The sequence below is a fragment of the Streptomyces sp. NPDC002133 genome (assembly GCF_040296405.1).
GTDB lineage: Bacteria > Actinomycetota > Actinomycetes > Streptomycetales > Streptomycetaceae > Streptomyces.
Window position 1 is genome coordinate 1 of record NZ_JBEOXF010000105.1, and the last position, 15,019, is coordinate 15,019.

A 15,019-nucleotide genomic window follows, 5' to 3' on the forward strand; every position below is an offset into this window, starting at 1 on the left:
GAATGGGCCGCGGAACTCGACACGGTTCTGGACGCCCGGTTCGACGACTCCGGAACGTAGAGTCCCGGCGGTTCGGCGAGGACCTGCAGAGGCAGCAGTCGTGTCGATGTGCACGAGCGTGCGCTGGAGGAGGTGCGGTGCGGGCGTCGGCGTCGCCGTGTGCCCGTTGAAGCCGGCGGCCGGTCAGGGCGGGGGAGCCGAAGCGACGGTTGAGCGCGTCGATGGCCTGCTCGGTCTGTCGGGCTCACTCCGCCAGGGGCCGCAACCATGCGCCCGCCCGACCCTGGGCAAGTGGCTAGATCTGGGTATAACTCGACAAAGTCGGATATGCCTGTCCTGTGTTGCGACGATTTCTGCCCTGGTCCGGCCGCGGGCCGGCTGTGGCATCCCGCTCAGGTGGCACCGTTTGAATGATCAAAGTGGCGGCGGGTTAGCATGTGAGCGCCGCCTAGCTCGAAAGATAAACCTGTGACTGTCAATGACGACTCGTTCACCAATTGGAAGAACCGCGAGGAGATCGCGGAGTCGATGATCCCGATCATCGGGAAGCTGCACAGGGAGCGGGACGTCACGGTCCTGCTTCACAGCCGCTCCTTGGTGAACAAGTCGGTGGTCAGCATCCTCAAGACCCACCGATTCGCCCGGCAGATTGCCGGTGAGGAACTCTCGGTCACCGAGACGCTGCCGTTCCTGCAAGCACTCACCACGCTCGATCTCGGCCCTTCCCAGATCGACATCGGCATGCTCGCCGCCACGTACAAGGCCGACGACCGCGGTCTCCCGGTGGAGGAGTTCACCGCCGGGGCCGTCGCCGGCGCCACGGGTGCCAACAAGATCGAGTGCCGCGAGCCGCGCGACGTCGTCCTCTACGGGTTCGGCCGCATCGGCCGCCTCGTCGCCCGTCTGCTCATCGAGAAGGCCGGCTCCGGCAACGGCCTGCGCCTGCGCGCCATCGTCGTCCGCCAGGGCGGCGACCAGGACATCGTCAAGCGCGCCTCGCTTCTGCGCCGTGACTCCATACACGGCCAGTTCCAGGGCACGATCACCGTGGACGAGGCGAACAGCACGATCATCGCCAACGGCAACGAGATCAAGGTGATCTACGCCGGCGACCCGACGGAGATCGACTACACGGCGTACGGCATCAAGGACGCCATCCTCATCGACAACACCGGCAAGTGGCGCGACCGCGCGGGCCTGTCGAAGCACCTGCGCCCGGGCATCGACAAGGTCGTCCTGACCGCGCCGGGCAAGGGCGACGTCCCGAACATCGTCCACGGCGTCAACCACGACATGATCAAGCCGGACGAGCAGATCCTGTCCTGTGCCTCCTGCACCACCAACGCGATCGTCCCGCCGCTGAAGGCGATGGCGGACGAGTACGGCGTCCTGCGCGGCCACGTGGAGACCGTCCACTCGTTCACCAACGACCAGAACCTGCTGGACAACTACCACAGCTCCGACCGCCGCGGCCGTTCGGCGCCGCTCAACATGGTCATCACCGAGACCGGTGCCGCGTCCGCCGTCGCCAAGGCGCTGCCCGACCTCAAGGCGCCGATCAGCGGCAGCTCGATCCGCGTCCCGGTGCCGGACGTCTCGATCGCGATCCTCAGCCTGCGGCTCGGGCGGGAGACCACCCGCGAGGAGGTCCTCGACCACCTCCGCAACGTGTCGCTGACCTCGCCGCTCAAGCGCCAGATCGACTTCACCACCGCCCCCGACGCGGTCTCGAGCGACTTCATCGGTTCGCGCCACGCCTCGATCATCGACGCGGGCGCCACCAAGGTCGACGGCGACAACGCGATCCTCTACCTGTGGTACGACAACGAGTTCGGCTACTCCTGCCAGGTGATCCGCGTCGTCCAGTACGTCTCCGGGGTGGAGTACCCGACCTACCCGGCACCGCTGGTCTGATCTCCGCGGTCCTTCCGAACCGGTGGCCCGGCAGGCGGGGCGGCAGTGGGGCGGCAACCGATCCCGAACGGCATCCGGTTGCTCTCCCACCACCACTCACCACCCGCCTTCGCCGGCCGCCGTCGGCAGCCGAACGGCCGGCCGCACCATGCGTGTATCCGGTCTCGCCGCTCAGGTGCGTTCCGAGAAGGGCGTCCGACGGGCATCAGCCCGATTCAGGCGCCCTTCCCGGGTGTCCACCGGCGCCCCGTGCTGCGGCTGGACCTGTACGTGGATCTGCAACGGTGGCTGCCCATGGAGCATGGTGCTGAGCGAAAGAGCGGCAACGGTTCGGCCTCTGAGGCGTACACGCGGGATATCCGTGCAGAACGCCGGTCTGTGCGCGAGGCACTCCGCTCGGATCTCCCCGCCGCCCGCAGGGGCCTGGGCGTGACGGTCATCGCCTTGGTCGTGGTCGCCGGCTTCGCCGGCGCTCGATGGACCTTGATCGTCGCTGGTGCGCTGACGGCCTGGTTCGTTCTCGCCCTGGCAGTGATGCGCATCGGCAGTGCCCGCGGCCGGGACGCCGTCCGACGGGCCTGCATCGCCACCTTCGGCTGGGGCAACTGGATCTGAACACCCTCCGCTGCCACCGGGCCCTGCAGTGGGCCGGACGTTGGACGACAAGCGGAGAGATCGCTCCCCGACGCGGCACTGCGCCATGCGGCCCGTGGCGCCGGACGGCGTCGGGACGAACTGCGGGTGCACGCGGACGCGATACCCCACAGCGGTGAGTAGTGCGTCGACTGATCCTGGTTTCCTCTTGGACCCGCTCCGTGCTGGGAGGCTCAGCACCTCGGAGCCCAGGGTTCATGACCGTTTCCGAGGCATTCCACCCTGGGTGTCGTCTGCTCGTAGTGCAGTGGCAGGCTCAGCAACATCTGTCAGTGCGTTTGCTGTCCCAGAGTGCGCAGAACCGGGCCGATGGGCCCCACCGCACCGAAAAGAGACAGAACATCATGGTCAACCGTCTGACCCGCCGCACGGTGGCCCGGGCAGCCACCGCACTGGCTGTCGGCTCCTGTGCCCTCGCCGTTGTTGTGCCGATGGCGGCCGCCGACACCGCGCCCGCCGTGCCGGAGCAGCGCAAGGAGCACACTCACGGGCCGCGTGGTTTCGACCTGCAGGCCCACCGGGGAGGCCTGGGGCTGGTCGTCGAGAACACCACGGCCGCTTTCGCCAACGGGCTGGAGACCGGCGTGAGTACGCTCGAGCTCGATGTCCAGATCACCCAGGACCACCAGGCCGTCGTCACCCACGACCGGAAGATCGCCGGCACGAAGTGCAAGGACACGGGTCCCGTCACGCCGGGCGATCCGGAGTACCCCTACGTCGGCAAGTACATCGTCAACCTCTCCCTGGCCCAGGTCCGCACCCTCGACTGCGGCTCCTCGACCCTGCCCCAGTTCCCCGGACAGCGTCCGAGCCCGGGTGCCCGGATGCCCCTGCTGACCGAGGTCTTCGACGTCGTCAAGAAGTACAAGGCGAAGAAGGTCTGGATGAACATCGAGACCAAGGTCGAGGCCGGAGCCCCGCACGAGACCGCGCCCCGCGAGGAGTTCGTCCAGGTCGTTGCGCGCCAGGTGCGTCAATCGGGTCTTTCGCAGCAGGTGTCCATCCAGAGTTTCGACTGGGGCGCACTGATGCGTATGCGTCAGGTCGCCCCCGAGCTGCCGATCGTGGCACTGACCAATGGCCAGCAGTTCCTGCAGGTGGGCATGGAAGGCGCCTCACCGTGGCTCGGCGGCATCGACATCGACGACTTCGGAGGGGATCTGGTCGCAGCGGTCAAGTCCTTCGACGCGGACGCGATCTCGCCGGTGCACGGCAACCCGCAGAACGGCACGGTCACCGACCCGGCCTATGTCCCCTACACCACCAAGAAGCTGGTGGATGACGCCCACAGGGCCGGTCTGAAGGTCATCCCCTGGACGGTGGACGACAAGCCCACCATGAACAAGCTGATCGACGACGGCGTGGACGGCATCATCACCGACTACCCGGACCGGCTCCGTGAGGTCATGGCGGAGCGGGGCTTCAAGCTGCCCAAGCAGTACACCCTCAAGCACCACCACTGAGTTGCATGCGTTCCGGTTCCGGGATTCCCGGAACCGGAACACGCCCGCCGTGGGCCGGCCCGGTTCAGCGGCACCCCCGGTGAACGAGAGAGCCCGCTGCCACCGATCCAGCTCGACCACGACGTGGACACTGATGTGGCGGACACGGCGAAGCGCCGGAGCGATCTCACGGTCACCGCTTCATGTATGCCCGTATCTGGCTGCATTTGTTCGTATCGGTTGGTGTGGCCGCCGCGGTCGGCGCACCCAGTTGGACGCGCCCCGCTCGGCGCCGTTCGTCATGCTGCGGGCCATGGCGCGCGACGCCCGCGGCAATAGAGTCGAGCAGTGCATCGTGCCGGCATCCTCCTCGGCCGAGCGCTGCCCGGATGATTTTGGGTCGGTCCGGGCCGCGTGCCGCTGACGGCCACGCGGCCCGACCTGGTCGACGAGCCTTCATTCATTCCGATGTGGGGCATCGGAGCGTTGAGCCTGCGCCGCGGCGGACCTCACCCACTACGGAGAGTTGTCGCGATCGCCCGCGCCGCTCGAGTTCATCACCGCTCGAGTTCATCACCGTACGAGGCCTGAGTCGGGCGTCAGGCCGACGAGCGCCCTCGCCGGTGACGCCGCACTCGCCCAGGTTCCTCGGGTTCTGAGGCCGGCACCCGCCTCCCCGTCAGCGGCGGTCCGTTTCGAGAGCGATGACGTGGCGGGCGAGCGCGCACGGCGTGGCACATACACGCCTCACGTGTCTCCTCGGGCAGGGCTTCGGGCGGCTTCCGTTCAACAAGGCCCACCGGGCTGCGCGGTTGGCCCCCGTTCCACGCCGGGCCCGGTGGCAATCGTGCGCCGGTTCATGCGATCCGCCGGTCCGCGCTGCGCTCCAGCGGGCCGACTCGTCCCAGGTCGTCCAGTAGGTGGGTCATGCCCGTCCGGTCGACGCCCGGGCGTTCGGCGAGGGATCGCGGGCTGCGGTCCTCGCCCCGCACGGCGGTCGCGAGGGCGAAATGGCCGCGGGGTCTGCCGGGGATCTCGACGGCAGACGCTTCGACCATCCTCGCGATGGGTGCGAAAGGCCGCGCGGGTGGCGATTCCGAAGGGGCCCTCCCGGCGGGAAGCCTTGGGCCTCGTTTCGGGTGCACCTCTCGTGCGCCGAGAAGCCACGGCGACGACTTGGCCGCACCCTGCCGCGCGGACGAGAAGGTGGCTGAGTGCGACGGCTCCTGTGGTGCGCCGCAGCGAAGAGCGGGGCTCCGGTCTTGACCTGCCTGCCCCTGCGTATGGCGCCGGACCTCTCCAGGGATTCAACGGGTGAGGCAACCATCACATCATCTAAATGATTGACTGACATCAATCATCTGTTAGGTTCAATGCAAGCGGGACGGCGTGGAGTCGCGAACGGTGAACCAGCATCGCGAACGGAATGACTCCTCGCATGCCTACGAGAACACCGCGCCTTGTGGACGGACCTCACGTGCAGGTTCGTCGTTCGACGCCCAACGGCGGGCGTAGAAGGAGACACAGACATGAACAAGCTGATTCGACGCATGGCCACCTCCACCGCCTCGATGGCGCTGGTCGGTATCGCCCTGGTCGGCGCCGCGGGCTCGGCGTCCGCGGAGTCGCTTCCCACCGCACAGGAGCGGCGGGACGCCGGCACCCTCATCACGACCCGGGACGGCGAGCGCTACGACCAGGACGGAAGGCGTTACGACCGGAACAGCGAGCGCCACGACTGGGACGGTCGGTGGCATCGGGACCGCGAGAAGGACGGCCGCGGTTACTGGTACAGCCACGACCGCCACCATCACTACCGCTACGACGGCCAGCGCTTCGCCCACTGGATCGACGGCAAGTGGGTCATCGTGCTGACGGACCGTCGGCACGACTTCGACGACTGGTACTTCGAGCAGGCTCGGTACGGCAAGAAGCACGACAGCCACAAGGCCTGAGCGACGTCCTGACCGACGGGGGGAGCTGAGGACTACGCCGGTGTCACGTCGACGGACTTCCGTCCACGCGACACCGGCGAGAGTCCGAGGCGCATCCCGGCCGCCGCCAATGAGCAAGTCCCGGAGTTCGCCATGCTCACGACCACCATCTTCATGACCATCCAAGGCCTGCAGACCACAGCCGAAGCCTCCGGCGCCGGCGGCCATCGTGGCCGACGCGCCAAGGAGCGACTCACATTCGTCAACCTGCCCGGACGGGGCCGACACCGCCGCATGTCGGACGACGGCGTCGTCACCGTGGACCGGGCGACGCCGGAGTAGCGGCGGATGCGCCTGAACGCGGTGAGCCTGACCGTTCCCGGCGCGCTGCTGCCGGACTTCGGCTGGTCACGGCAGCGGGCCCTGCTGATGCCACGACTGCGGGCCGCGCCGGGAAGGCGCAGCGATGTCCTGCCGGAGCCCGGGGGCAGGGCCGGTCCGCATCCGTTCCCGTGATGTCCGAAGTGGCGCCCGTCGACTGTGCACCGCCGGCTTCAGGCGCAGCCGCACTTGCTGCGGGCCGAGTTGTCCGGGGCGGCGCCGAGGGCGGTGGCCCCGGCCTGCTGTGCCCCGCATCGGCCGGGGCCCGGGCGTGGAACATCCCCTTGTGCGACGGGGTCGCACAAGGGGATGTGGTCCGGACGTCCGGTGTCAGGCGCTGCAGGAGGTGGTGCTGGTGGTGCTGGAGCAGGTCGAGGTCGACGAGCAGGACGTCGAACCGGCCAGGACGACCTCGGCGGCGTCGGAGTAGTCGGAGATCTCGAAGGTCTCCGACTCGAGCTCCAGGATGTCGTCGGCAAGGGTGGCGAGCTCGGGCTTCGTGGCCATGGCTTCTCCCTGGGTACCGGGGCCCACCGGCGGTTCCGGCAGGGCTCCCTCGTGGTGCCATTGCAGTCGCACGTCCTCTCACCACACCTGGGCTTTCACTGACACCCCGCTGACAGCCGGTGTCAGCGGCACGCTGGAGGGTGTCGTAAGAGCCTTGCCCGCCGGTGCGGTACCCCGATCTGGGCCCGGCCCGCTTGACCGGCCCGCTTTGCCCGTTCCGTACGCCTCCGTACCGGAGGCGTACGGATGTCGTCGGAGGCAGAGGTTCCGGCTCGGCCTCCCCCACGATGCCGTGGTTCCGGTCGCCCGCACACGCCTGAGCGGTGGATCAATCGGGCTGTCACCAGGACATTCGTCACTGACGGGAGTCCGTTTCGCCGGTCTGTCCTGGGGTTGCCTGTATTGGAGTTGCCTGTATGAGGAGCAGGGCGATGTCGTCGTTGCACGGCGTCGGGCGGCCGCTGTAGTGGATGAGGGTGTCCGCGAGGTCGTCCATGGTCGACTCTTCGGCGTGGGCGAGCTGTTGGGCGAGGGCGGCGGTGGCGTCGTCGATGTCGGCGCCGGGGGTTTCGACGAGGCCATCGGTGTAGAGGACGAGGACCGTGCCCGGGCGGAATCGAATGTCGGTGGCGGGATACGCGGCGTTCGGGTCAATGCCCAGCAGCAGGCAGGGCGGCAGGCGGAGGATCTCGGTGTGGCCGTCGGGGTGGCGCAGCAGCGGAGGGGGATGTCCGGCGGTGGCCAGGCGTGCGTGATGGTGTGCAGGGTCGAGGTGGGCGATCAGGCAGCTGGTGAACAGCCCTGGGTCGAGGTCGGTCATGAGACGGTTGGTGCGGGCGAGAACTTCGCCCGGGGCTGTGCCGAGGGTGGCGTGGGCGTGGACGGCGGTGCGGACCTGGCCCATGAGAGCGGCGGCCGTCACATTGTGACCTTGGACGTCGCCGATGGCTGCGGTGGCGGTGGTCGCATCACACCGGATGAGGTCGTAGAAGTCGCCGCCAACATCCATGCCTTGGCGGGCGGGGAGATAGCGCGCAGCCACGTCGAGGCCGGGGACGCTGGGCAGGGCTTTGGGGAGCAGGCCGGTCTGGAGGGTGTGGGCGAGCTGGTGTGTGGCGTCGTAGAGACGTGCCCGGTCCAGGCCCTGGGCGATGAGGCCGGCCAGGGAGACCAGGATGGCGCGTTCGGCCGGCGGGAAGGGTCGGGGCTGATCGTAGGAGAGGACGAGGGCTCCGACAGGGTGTCCGGAGGTGATCAGTGGCAGGAAGGCCCAGGCGTTCCTGGAGCCGTAGCGGACAGCGCCGGGGTAGGCGCGCCGGAAGTCCTGGAAGCTGGTGAAGAAGCTCGGTATGCCAGTGGTCAAGGCGTGGGTGGGCGGGGTGTCGGCGGTCAGGGGAGCGCCGTCGTATCGGTCCAGGAACTCGGAGCTGTACCCGGTGTGGCCGACGATCCGCAGTCGGCCTTCGTCGTTCACCATCAGGGCGAGTCCCTGGGGGCCGAAGGCGGGCACGAGCTGCTCGGCAACCAGGTCGGCCACATCGTTGACGCCGACGGCCTCGGTGAGGGTCGCCGCCAGGTGCATCAACGAGTGGGGTCCGGTGGAATCACCCGGCTCCGCAGGGGAACGCCCGTGAGCGGCAGGCGTCTCCTGTCCCGCGGGACGGGCAGTGATGTGGACACTGATGCCGGAAGTGCCCGGATAGAGCTGGAAGGTCAGCCACTGATCCGGTGGGCGCAGTGCCGTGAAGGAGGTCGGTTGACGGCTGAGCACAGCGGCGCGGTAGCGCTCCTCGAAGACCGGGCCCTGTAGCCACAGCACGGTCTCCCACGGCCGGGTGCCTATCAGATCGGTGGCACCAGCGCCGAGCAGATCGGCCGCGGCAGCGTTGTAGAAGGTGATCCGGCCGTCCAGGTCGAGAGCACAGCAGCCCACGGGCAATCGCTCGACGAACTCCACCACCTCCAGAGTCTCGGCCCACCCTGTCGTGCGGGACCGGGCCGGGTGCAGGATCTGGGGTTCGGAGGCAGGCAACAGCGGATTGCCCTGATCGGATGCCCGCTGGAGGAGCACGCCCGTGCCATGGCAGAAGGCGTCGATCGCGTCGTGCTCGCGCGGGCACAACTGCGGCGGATGCCACATGGGCCACAGGAACACGACCCCGCCCCAGACGCTCGTACCACCGGTGAACGGAGCAGCGGCCAGCATGAAGTCGTAGGGAAGCGCGAGTCCCATCTTGGGATAGCGACTTGCCATCTCCTCCTGGCTCCCCACCCACACGAGCCGGTGCTCACGCATGGCGTCGGTCAGCGGCGTGGAGGCGTCCGTCGCGACCCGGGTCCAGGGCGCGGCGATACGCCAGGACGCCCCGGAAACCATCGCCAGGCGCACCACCTGCCCGTCCGGGGGGAGGAGGTATATCCCGCCCACCGAAGCACTGACGTTTTGCATCACACATCGAAACGGGTCCACGAGCCGCTCCAGCCCGTCGGCGACGGCAGCAGTGGGCTGCTCCATGAGGGTTCCCCCTCTCCTGCGCTCTCAGGTCGCTCGCGTGTGTGTCGACCCACGCTGCCTGCAGCACCCGACCGGCTCCGCCGGCGACGCAACCCCAAATTATCCATATATGGGAGAAATCGCTCACCCGCATGTCGATGGTGGTGTCTGACGCCGGACGGTCGGGCCCGGGCATGGATCCCTTGCGCAGAACGACAGCGAGTTGCTGACGGATCCTCCCGCGTCGGGGCGGTGGGGTGACGGCCAGGGCGGTCGTGGGAAGCGATCGGTGCCGGCGTTCCGTCACCCGGCAGACCGTATTCGCCGGTGAGCCCAGCCTGCCGGTGGGCGCGTATGCCTCGGTCGCGCCCGCCTTCCCCGCCCCCGCCCGGCCGGCGCGCGGCCTCCCGTGCACTCCACAGGTCCACCCTTCTAGCCGATGGATTATTGTGACTGTGCAATCAATTGGTCAGCAAAACATTTGCTACGTAGACTTCATGTCCGACCAACGATTGCTTAGACGAGGAGGCGGGCGATGCCCGACTACGGTCATGACCTGCTGTTCGGGACGTTCATCACGCCGAGTGCCGAGGACCCCGAGCGGGTCGTCGCGCTGGGCGAACTGACCGAGGCGGCCGGCCTGGACCTGGCCACCTTCCAAGACCATCCGTACAACCCGGGTTTCCTCGACACCTGGACACTGCTGAGCTGGATCGCCTCCCGCACGGAGCGGTTGCGCGTCTCGGCCGACGTGCTGAACCTGCCCCTGCGCCCACCCACCGTGCTGGCCCGGGCCGCGGCGAGCCTGGATCTGCTGTCCGATGGCCGCTTCGAACTCGGCCTGGGTGCCGGTGCGATGTGGGACGGCATCGAGGGCATGGGCGGGCGCCGGCTCACCGCAGGGCAGGCCGTCGACGCACTGCGCGAGGCCATCGACGTCCTGCGCGGCCTCTGGGACACCTCTACGCACACGCCGCTGCAGCGCGACGGGGAGTACTACCCGGTGCCGGGCACGGGGCGCGGTCCGGCACCGTCGCACGACATCGGGATCTGGCTGGGTGCCTACAAACCGCGCATGCTCGCGCTGACCGGCAGCGCGGCAGACGGATGGCTGCCGACCTGGGAGTACCTCCGCTCGCCCGACCGGGTCACCGCGAACCGGCTCATCGATGAGGCCGCGGCAGCGGCCGGACGTGACCCGCGGCAGATCCGCCGACTGCTCAACCTGTTCCAGGTCGACTTCTCTCCCTCCGGCCGTGGCTTCCTGCAGGGGCCGCCGGACCAGTGGGTCGAGCAACTGCTGCCGCTGGTGCTCGACGAGGGCTTCAGTGCGTTCATCGTCGGTCGCGACGATCATCGCCTGATCCAGACCTTCGGTCAGGAGGTCGCCCCCGCACTCCGGGAGGCCGTCGCGCGCGAACGGATGGTTGCCGGCACCCCGGCCGGGCCCGTCCGGCCGGCCGTCGCCTTGGCCAAACGCCTGCCCGGCATCGACTACGACGCGACGCCGCCCAGCCTGGCCGCCACGGCGGTCGAGCCGGGCGACTCGGAGTACGAGCGGGTCCGCCACACGTACATCCGCCGCGGGTCACCGGCGCTCGTGCTGCGGCCGGGCAACGCCGCCGAGGTCGTCGACGCCGTCCGCTACGCCCGCAGCCAGGAAGTGCCGCTGTCGGTACGCAGTGGCGGGCACGGCATCAGTGGCCGGTCCACCAACGACGGCGGCGTCGTCATCGATCTGTCGCGGATGAACCGGGTCACGGTCCTCGACCGCTCCACCGGACTCATACGCCTCGAACCGGGCGCACGCTGGGGCGAGGTCGCCCAGGCGCTGGCACCGCACGGACTGGCGATGAGTTCGGGCGACTACGGCGACGTCGGCGTCGGCGGCCTCGCCACCACCGCCGGTGTCGGCTTCATGGCTCGCAAGTACGGCCTCACCATCGACCACGTCGTGGCGGCCGAGATCGTCACCGCCGACGGCCGTCTGCTGCGCGCCGACCGCACCCGGCACCCCGACCTGTTCTGGGCGATACGCGGCGCGGGCGGCAACTTCGGCGTCGTCACCGCGCTCGAACTGGAGGCGTACGAGGTCGGCGACGTCGCCTTCGCCCAGATCACCGTGGGCGCGAGTGACACCGCCGACATGCTGCAGCGCTGGGGGCGGCTCGTCGAGGACGCCCCTCGCGAACTGACCGGCTTCCTGTCGGTCTTCGCCGGTTCGCGCGGACCGGTGGCCCGGGCCACGCTCGTCCATGCCGACGACGACGTCGAGGCAGCGGAGACCGCACTGGCCCCGTTTCTCCAGATCGGTCCCGTCCTTGGCAGGAGAACGCATATCGCGCCGTACGCGGCACTGGTCACTCCTCCGCACAACAAGCACCGGGGGGAAGGGCTGGAGGACACCCGCAGCGGCCTGCTGCACCACATCACCCCGGAGGCCGCAGGCGTCATGCAGACGATGATGCACTCCGGGGAGGTGCCGGTCATCCAGATCCGTTCCGTGGGCGGTGCCGTCAACGACGTCCCCCGCGACGCGACCGCCTACGCACACCGAAGCCAGAACTTCTCGGTCCTCGCCGCGGCCCCGCCCGAGCACGTCCCGCGGCTCAACGCCCTGTGGGCCGAGCTCTACCCACACCTGGACGGCATGTACCTCAGCTTCGAGACCGACACCGACCCGCAGCGCCTGCACGACGCCTTCCCCGAACCCACCCTCGGCCGGCTGCGCGAGCTCAAGGCCCTCTACGACCCCGACAACGTCTTCAACCGCAACTTCCCCATCCCGCCCGCCGACGTCCCGCCCGCCCACGTTGCGCCCGTCGACGCTGCGCCCGCCGACGACGACGGCGGGCGCACAGAGCCGCACTGACCGGCGGCGGAGTTCCTGGCGCTGCGGGTCACCCGCGGCCTTTCGCGCCCCGCGGCCCACTCGGGGGATCCGCCCGTCCTCGTCGTCGGGCACGGGCCCGGCGCGAGGGCCCTGGGGCCGACCGCCACCTACGGTCCGCTCGCGGCCTGAACCGCCGCCACTCGCGGCTCTCGAGATATGTGAAGCAACATACATTTGGTTGACAAAATCATTTGTTGGACAGCATTATTTGTTGAGCAAACGATTGTGGGTGTCAGGCCGTCCTCGCCGACGGGTGCGATCCCACGGGCCATCCGAGCCGCGCCACTTTCCGTGGAGCACGAGCCGACAGAGCGCCGGCCGGATGCGAAGGCCTCCGTCTCGCCAGAAAGAAGGACGTCCATGCGGATACGAGCAGCTGTGACCGAAGGAGCGTCAAAGGCGTTCGCGATCGAGGAACTCGAACTCGAAGGGCCCCGAGACGACGAGGTGTTGGTCCGGCTCGTCGCCACCGGGATCTGCCAGACCGATGCGCACGCGAGGAACGGGCACACCCCGGCCCCGCTGCCGATCGTGCTGGGCCACGAGGGAGCCGGCGTCGTCGAGCGGGTCGGCCGGGCGGTCACCGGGCTGCATCCCGGTGATCACGTCGTCATGTCCTACCAGTCATGCGGGCACTGCCCGCAGTGCCTGAGCGGCAACCCGGCCTACTGCGCTCAGACCCTCACCGCGAACTTTTCCGGAGCCCGGCTCGACGGCACCCGCGGCCTGCGCCGCACCGGTGCCGCTGCCGGGCAGGTCTCCGGGCACTTCTTCGGGCAGTCCGCCTTCGCCACGTACGCCTTGGCCACGGAGCGGAACACCGTCAAGGTCGGCAAGGACGCGCCGCTGGAACTGCTCGGACCGCTTGGCTGCAGCCTGCAGACCGGCGCCGGGGCCGTGCTGAACGCGTTCGCCGTGCCCGCGGGCGGGACCATCGCGATCTTCGGTGTCGGGGCTGTCGGTTTCGGCGCCTTGATGGCGGCGCACCTGGCGGGCGCGTCGACGATCATCGCCGTGGACATCAACACCCAACGTCTCGCTCTGGCCGGGGAACTGGGCGCCACCCACACCGTCGACGCCGGTCAGGCGGACGTCGCCGAGGCGATCAGGGACATCACGAGCGGAGGCGTCGGCTACGTCCTGGACACGACCGGCCGGGCCGAGATGCTCGCCCTCGCGGTCGCGTCCCTGAGGCCGATGGGCGAGGTCGGCCTGGTGGCCGGGGGAGCCCCGGACGCTGCGGTGCCCGCCGGCGGGCTTGCGCTCGGCAAATCGGTACGCGGAATCGTCCAAGGCGACGCGGTTCCGCAGCTGTTCATCCCGAAGCTCACCCAGTTGTACCAGTCCGGCCGTTTCCCGATCGACCGGCTGGTGCGGTTCTACGAGTTCGACGACATCGACGCGGCGTTCGCTGACGCGGCACGCGGAGATGTGGTCAAGCCGGTCCTGCGCATCGCAGACACCGGCCGAAAGTAACAGGAGTGACTACATGTCAAACAAGTTCGGCGACTTCTACCCGACGAAGTGGGGCTTCTCGAAGGCGGTGGCCGCAGAGCACGCGCCGTCCCCGAAGCAGTTCATGCCCGAGTACCTGAACGACCCGTCGTTCTACGAGAAGGGCTACCACCTGGAGAACGTGGGCGACGGCGGCAACTTCTACTGGGTCACGAGCCCGGCCGGCTACGACGCGGGCTTCGTGGTGACGGGCAGCGGCGTCGTCGTGATCGACGCCCCGCCCGGACTCGGCGAGAACCTGCAGTCGGCGATCAGGTCCGTCACCAGGGAGCCCGTCACGCACCTGATCTACAGCCACTGGCACTCCGACCACATCGGCGCGGCGTCCCAGTTCGGTCCGGACGTCAAGATCGTCGCGCATGACATCACCCGGGAACTGCTGACCCGCTTCCCCGACAAGTACCGTCCGCTGCCCACCGACACGTTCACCACCGACGAGACCCTCGACGTGGGCGGCACGAAGCTCGAGCTGTCCTACAAGGGCGCCGACCACTGCCCGGGCAACATCTACATCTACGGGCCCGAGCAGAAGGTCCTCACCAAGATCGACATCGTGAGCCCCGGCTCGGTGACGTTCATGCACTGCGACGTCTCGGAGAACATCAGCGGGTTCTACCAGGCCCACGACGACATCCTGTCCTACGACTTCAAGGCCCTGATCGGCGGTCACATCTCCCGCTGGGGCACGCGCGAGGACGTCGAAATCGTGCGTGAGTACTGGCACGACGTGCTGGCGTTCTCCCAGGAGGCCCTGAAGGAGATGAGCAACCCCGAGGCCATGCAGGGCTTCGTGGTGGGGCTGGGCCGGGAGTACCAGATGGTCGGCGCCGAGAACTGGATCAATTCGATAGCGAACTACGTCACCGAGAGGACCCTCACCAAGACCACCTCCAACGGCCAGACCTGGCCCGAGCGGCTCGCGGGCGCCACCGTCTTCACCAAGTACCACGCGTGGACCGTCGCGGAGACCACCCGCACCGAGCGGACCCACCACGGCTACCAGGCGGAAGGGAACGGCGGCCCCTTCTACATCGCCTGATCCCTGATGGATGAGAGCGCGGGCCGTCGGCGGACCCCGCGGCCCGCGCTCTCATCCCGGCACGCCGGGTGACCCACCCCGCCACCGGCGCGCACCCAACCGCTCCCGTCAGGTGCTCCGCGCCACCACCGCGCCCCACCACACCACCGCGGGGGGGGGGGGGGGGCCCCCCCCCCGCCCCCCCCCGCCCCCCCCCCCCCCCCCCCCCCCCCCCCCCCCCCCCCCCCCCCCCCCCCCCCCCCGCCG

General features: G+C 69.0%; 12 protein-coding genes. 9 read left to right on the forward strand and 3 right to left on the reverse strand.

The annotated features are described in order from the left end of the window. The first annotated feature begins 468 nt into the window (after positions 1 to 468). The 3 genes from ABT078_RS41245 (at position 469) to ABT078_RS41255 (ending at position 4,031) form a co-directional block, all read left to right on the forward strand. The gene (locus ABT078_RS41245; RefSeq protein WP_351237390.1) at positions 469 to 1,914 is read left to right on the forward strand and encodes a glyceraldehyde-3-phosphate dehydrogenase; all 1,446 of its coding nucleotides are present in this window, start codon (positions 469 to 471) and stop codon (positions 1,912 to 1,914) included. A 249-nt stretch (positions 1,915 to 2,163) separates the two neighbouring features. Then, the gene (locus ABT078_RS41250; RefSeq protein WP_351237393.1) at positions 2,164 to 2,529 is read left to right on the forward strand and encodes a hypothetical protein; all 366 of its coding nucleotides are present in this window, start codon (positions 2,164 to 2,166) and stop codon (positions 2,527 to 2,529) included. 383 nt (positions 2,530 to 2,912) lie between these two features. Further along, entirely contained in the window at positions 2,913 to 4,031 is a 1,119-nt protein-coding gene (locus tag ABT078_RS41255; RefSeq protein ID WP_351237395.1) for a glycerophosphodiester phosphodiesterase family protein, read from the forward strand. A gap of 836 nt (positions 4,032 to 4,867) precedes the next feature. Here ABT078_RS41255 and ABT078_RS41260 read toward each other — a convergent pair. After that, positions 4,868 to 5,068 (reverse strand): hypothetical protein, encoded by a 201-nt coding sequence (locus ABT078_RS41260; RefSeq protein ID WP_351237397.1) that lies wholly within the window; start codon positions 5,066 to 5,068, stop codon positions 4,868 to 4,870. Positions 5,069 to 5,539: 471 nt separating this feature from the next. Here ABT078_RS41260 and ABT078_RS41265 point away from each other — a divergent pair, with 471 nt between their 5' ends. The 3 genes from ABT078_RS41265 (at position 5,540) to ABT078_RS41275 (ending at position 6,460) form a co-directional block, all read left to right on the forward strand. Next, positions 5,540 to 5,965 (forward strand): hypothetical protein, encoded by a 426-nt coding sequence (locus ABT078_RS41265; RefSeq protein ID WP_351237399.1) that lies wholly within the window; start codon positions 5,540 to 5,542, stop codon positions 5,963 to 5,965. A 132-nt stretch (positions 5,966 to 6,097) separates the two neighbouring features. Further along, positions 6,098 to 6,286, forward strand: coding sequence for a hypothetical protein (locus tag ABT078_RS41270; RefSeq protein WP_351237401.1), 189 nt, complete (start codon positions 6,098 to 6,100; stop codon positions 6,284 to 6,286). Between the two features lie 6 nt (positions 6,287 to 6,292). Then, the gene (locus ABT078_RS41275) at positions 6,293 to 6,460 is read left to right on the forward strand and encodes a hypothetical protein (protein WP_351237403.1); all 168 of its coding nucleotides are present in this window, start codon (positions 6,293 to 6,295) and stop codon (positions 6,458 to 6,460) included. A gap of 195 nt (positions 6,461 to 6,655) precedes the next feature. Here ABT078_RS41275 and ABT078_RS41280 read toward each other — a convergent pair whose 3' ends face one another. Together ABT078_RS41280 and ABT078_RS41285 are read right to left on the reverse strand one after the other, a co-directional pair. Then, entirely contained in the window at positions 6,656 to 6,832 is a 177-nt protein-coding gene (locus tag ABT078_RS41280; protein WP_351237405.1) for a thiazolylpeptide-type bacteriocin, read from the reverse strand. Between the two features lie 355 nt (positions 6,833 to 7,187). Beyond that, positions 7,188 to 9,347, reverse strand: coding sequence for a SpoIIE family protein phosphatase (locus ABT078_RS41285; protein ID WP_351237407.1), 2,160 nt, complete (start codon positions 9,345 to 9,347; stop codon positions 7,188 to 7,190). A 514-nt stretch (positions 9,348 to 9,861) separates the two neighbouring features. Here ABT078_RS41285 and ABT078_RS41290 point away from each other — a divergent pair. From ABT078_RS41290 to ABT078_RS41300, 3 genes are all read left to right on the forward strand, one after another. Further along, entirely contained in the window at positions 9,862 to 12,198 is a 2,337-nt protein-coding gene (locus ABT078_RS41290) for an LLM class flavin-dependent oxidoreductase (protein WP_351237409.1), read from the forward strand. 381 nt (positions 12,199 to 12,579) lie between these two features. Then, positions 12,580 to 13,695, forward strand: a complete 1,116-nt coding sequence (locus tag ABT078_RS41295; protein WP_351237411.1) for an NAD(P)-dependent alcohol dehydrogenase — start codon at positions 12,580 to 12,582, stop codon at positions 13,693 to 13,695. Between the two features lie 13 nt (positions 13,696 to 13,708). Beyond that, positions 13,709 to 14,773 carry an MBL fold metallo-hydrolase gene (locus ABT078_RS41300; RefSeq protein WP_351237413.1) on the forward strand — a complete coding sequence of 355 codons (1,065 nt, stop codon included), beginning with the start codon at positions 13,709 to 13,711 and terminating at the stop codon, positions 14,771 to 14,773. Positions 14,774 to 15,019: the final 246 nt, after the last annotated feature.

Excerpts from the sequence above, each read along its gene's own strand:
- ABT078_RS41260 (WP_351237397.1), bottom strand. The coding sequence starts at position 5,068 with ATGGTCGAAGCGTCTGCCGTCGAGATCCCCGGCAGACCCCGCGGCCAT.
- ABT078_RS41275 (WP_351237403.1), top strand. The coding sequence starts at position 6,293 with ATGCGCCTGAACGCGGTGAGCCTGACCGTTCCCGGCGCGCTGCTGCCG.
- ABT078_RS41295 (WP_351237411.1), top strand. The coding sequence starts at position 12,580 with ATGCGGATACGAGCAGCTGTGACCGAAGGAGCGTCAAAGGCGTTCGCG.
- ABT078_RS41300 (WP_351237413.1), top strand. The coding sequence starts at position 13,709 with ATGTCAAACAAGTTCGGCGACTTCTACCCGACGAAGTGGGGCTTCTCG.
- ABT078_RS41255 (WP_351237395.1), top strand. The coding sequence starts at position 2,913 with ATGGTCAACCGTCTGACCCGCCGCACGGTGGCCCGGGCAGCCACCGCA.
- ABT078_RS41270 (WP_351237401.1), top strand. The coding sequence starts at position 6,098 with ATGCTCACGACCACCATCTTCATGACCATCCAAGGCCTGCAGACCACA.
- ABT078_RS41265 (WP_351237399.1), top strand. The coding sequence starts at position 5,540 with ATGAACAAGCTGATTCGACGCATGGCCACCTCCACCGCCTCGATGGCG.
- ABT078_RS41285 (WP_351237407.1), bottom strand. The coding sequence starts at position 9,347 with ATGGAGCAGCCCACTGCTGCCGTCGCCGACGGGCTGGAGCGGCTCGTG.
- ABT078_RS41290 (WP_351237409.1), top strand. The coding sequence starts at position 9,862 with ATGCCCGACTACGGTCATGACCTGCTGTTCGGGACGTTCATCACGCCG.
- ABT078_RS41280 (WP_351237405.1), bottom strand. The coding sequence starts at position 6,832 with ATGGCCACGAAGCCCGAGCTCGCCACCCTTGCCGACGACATCCTGGAG.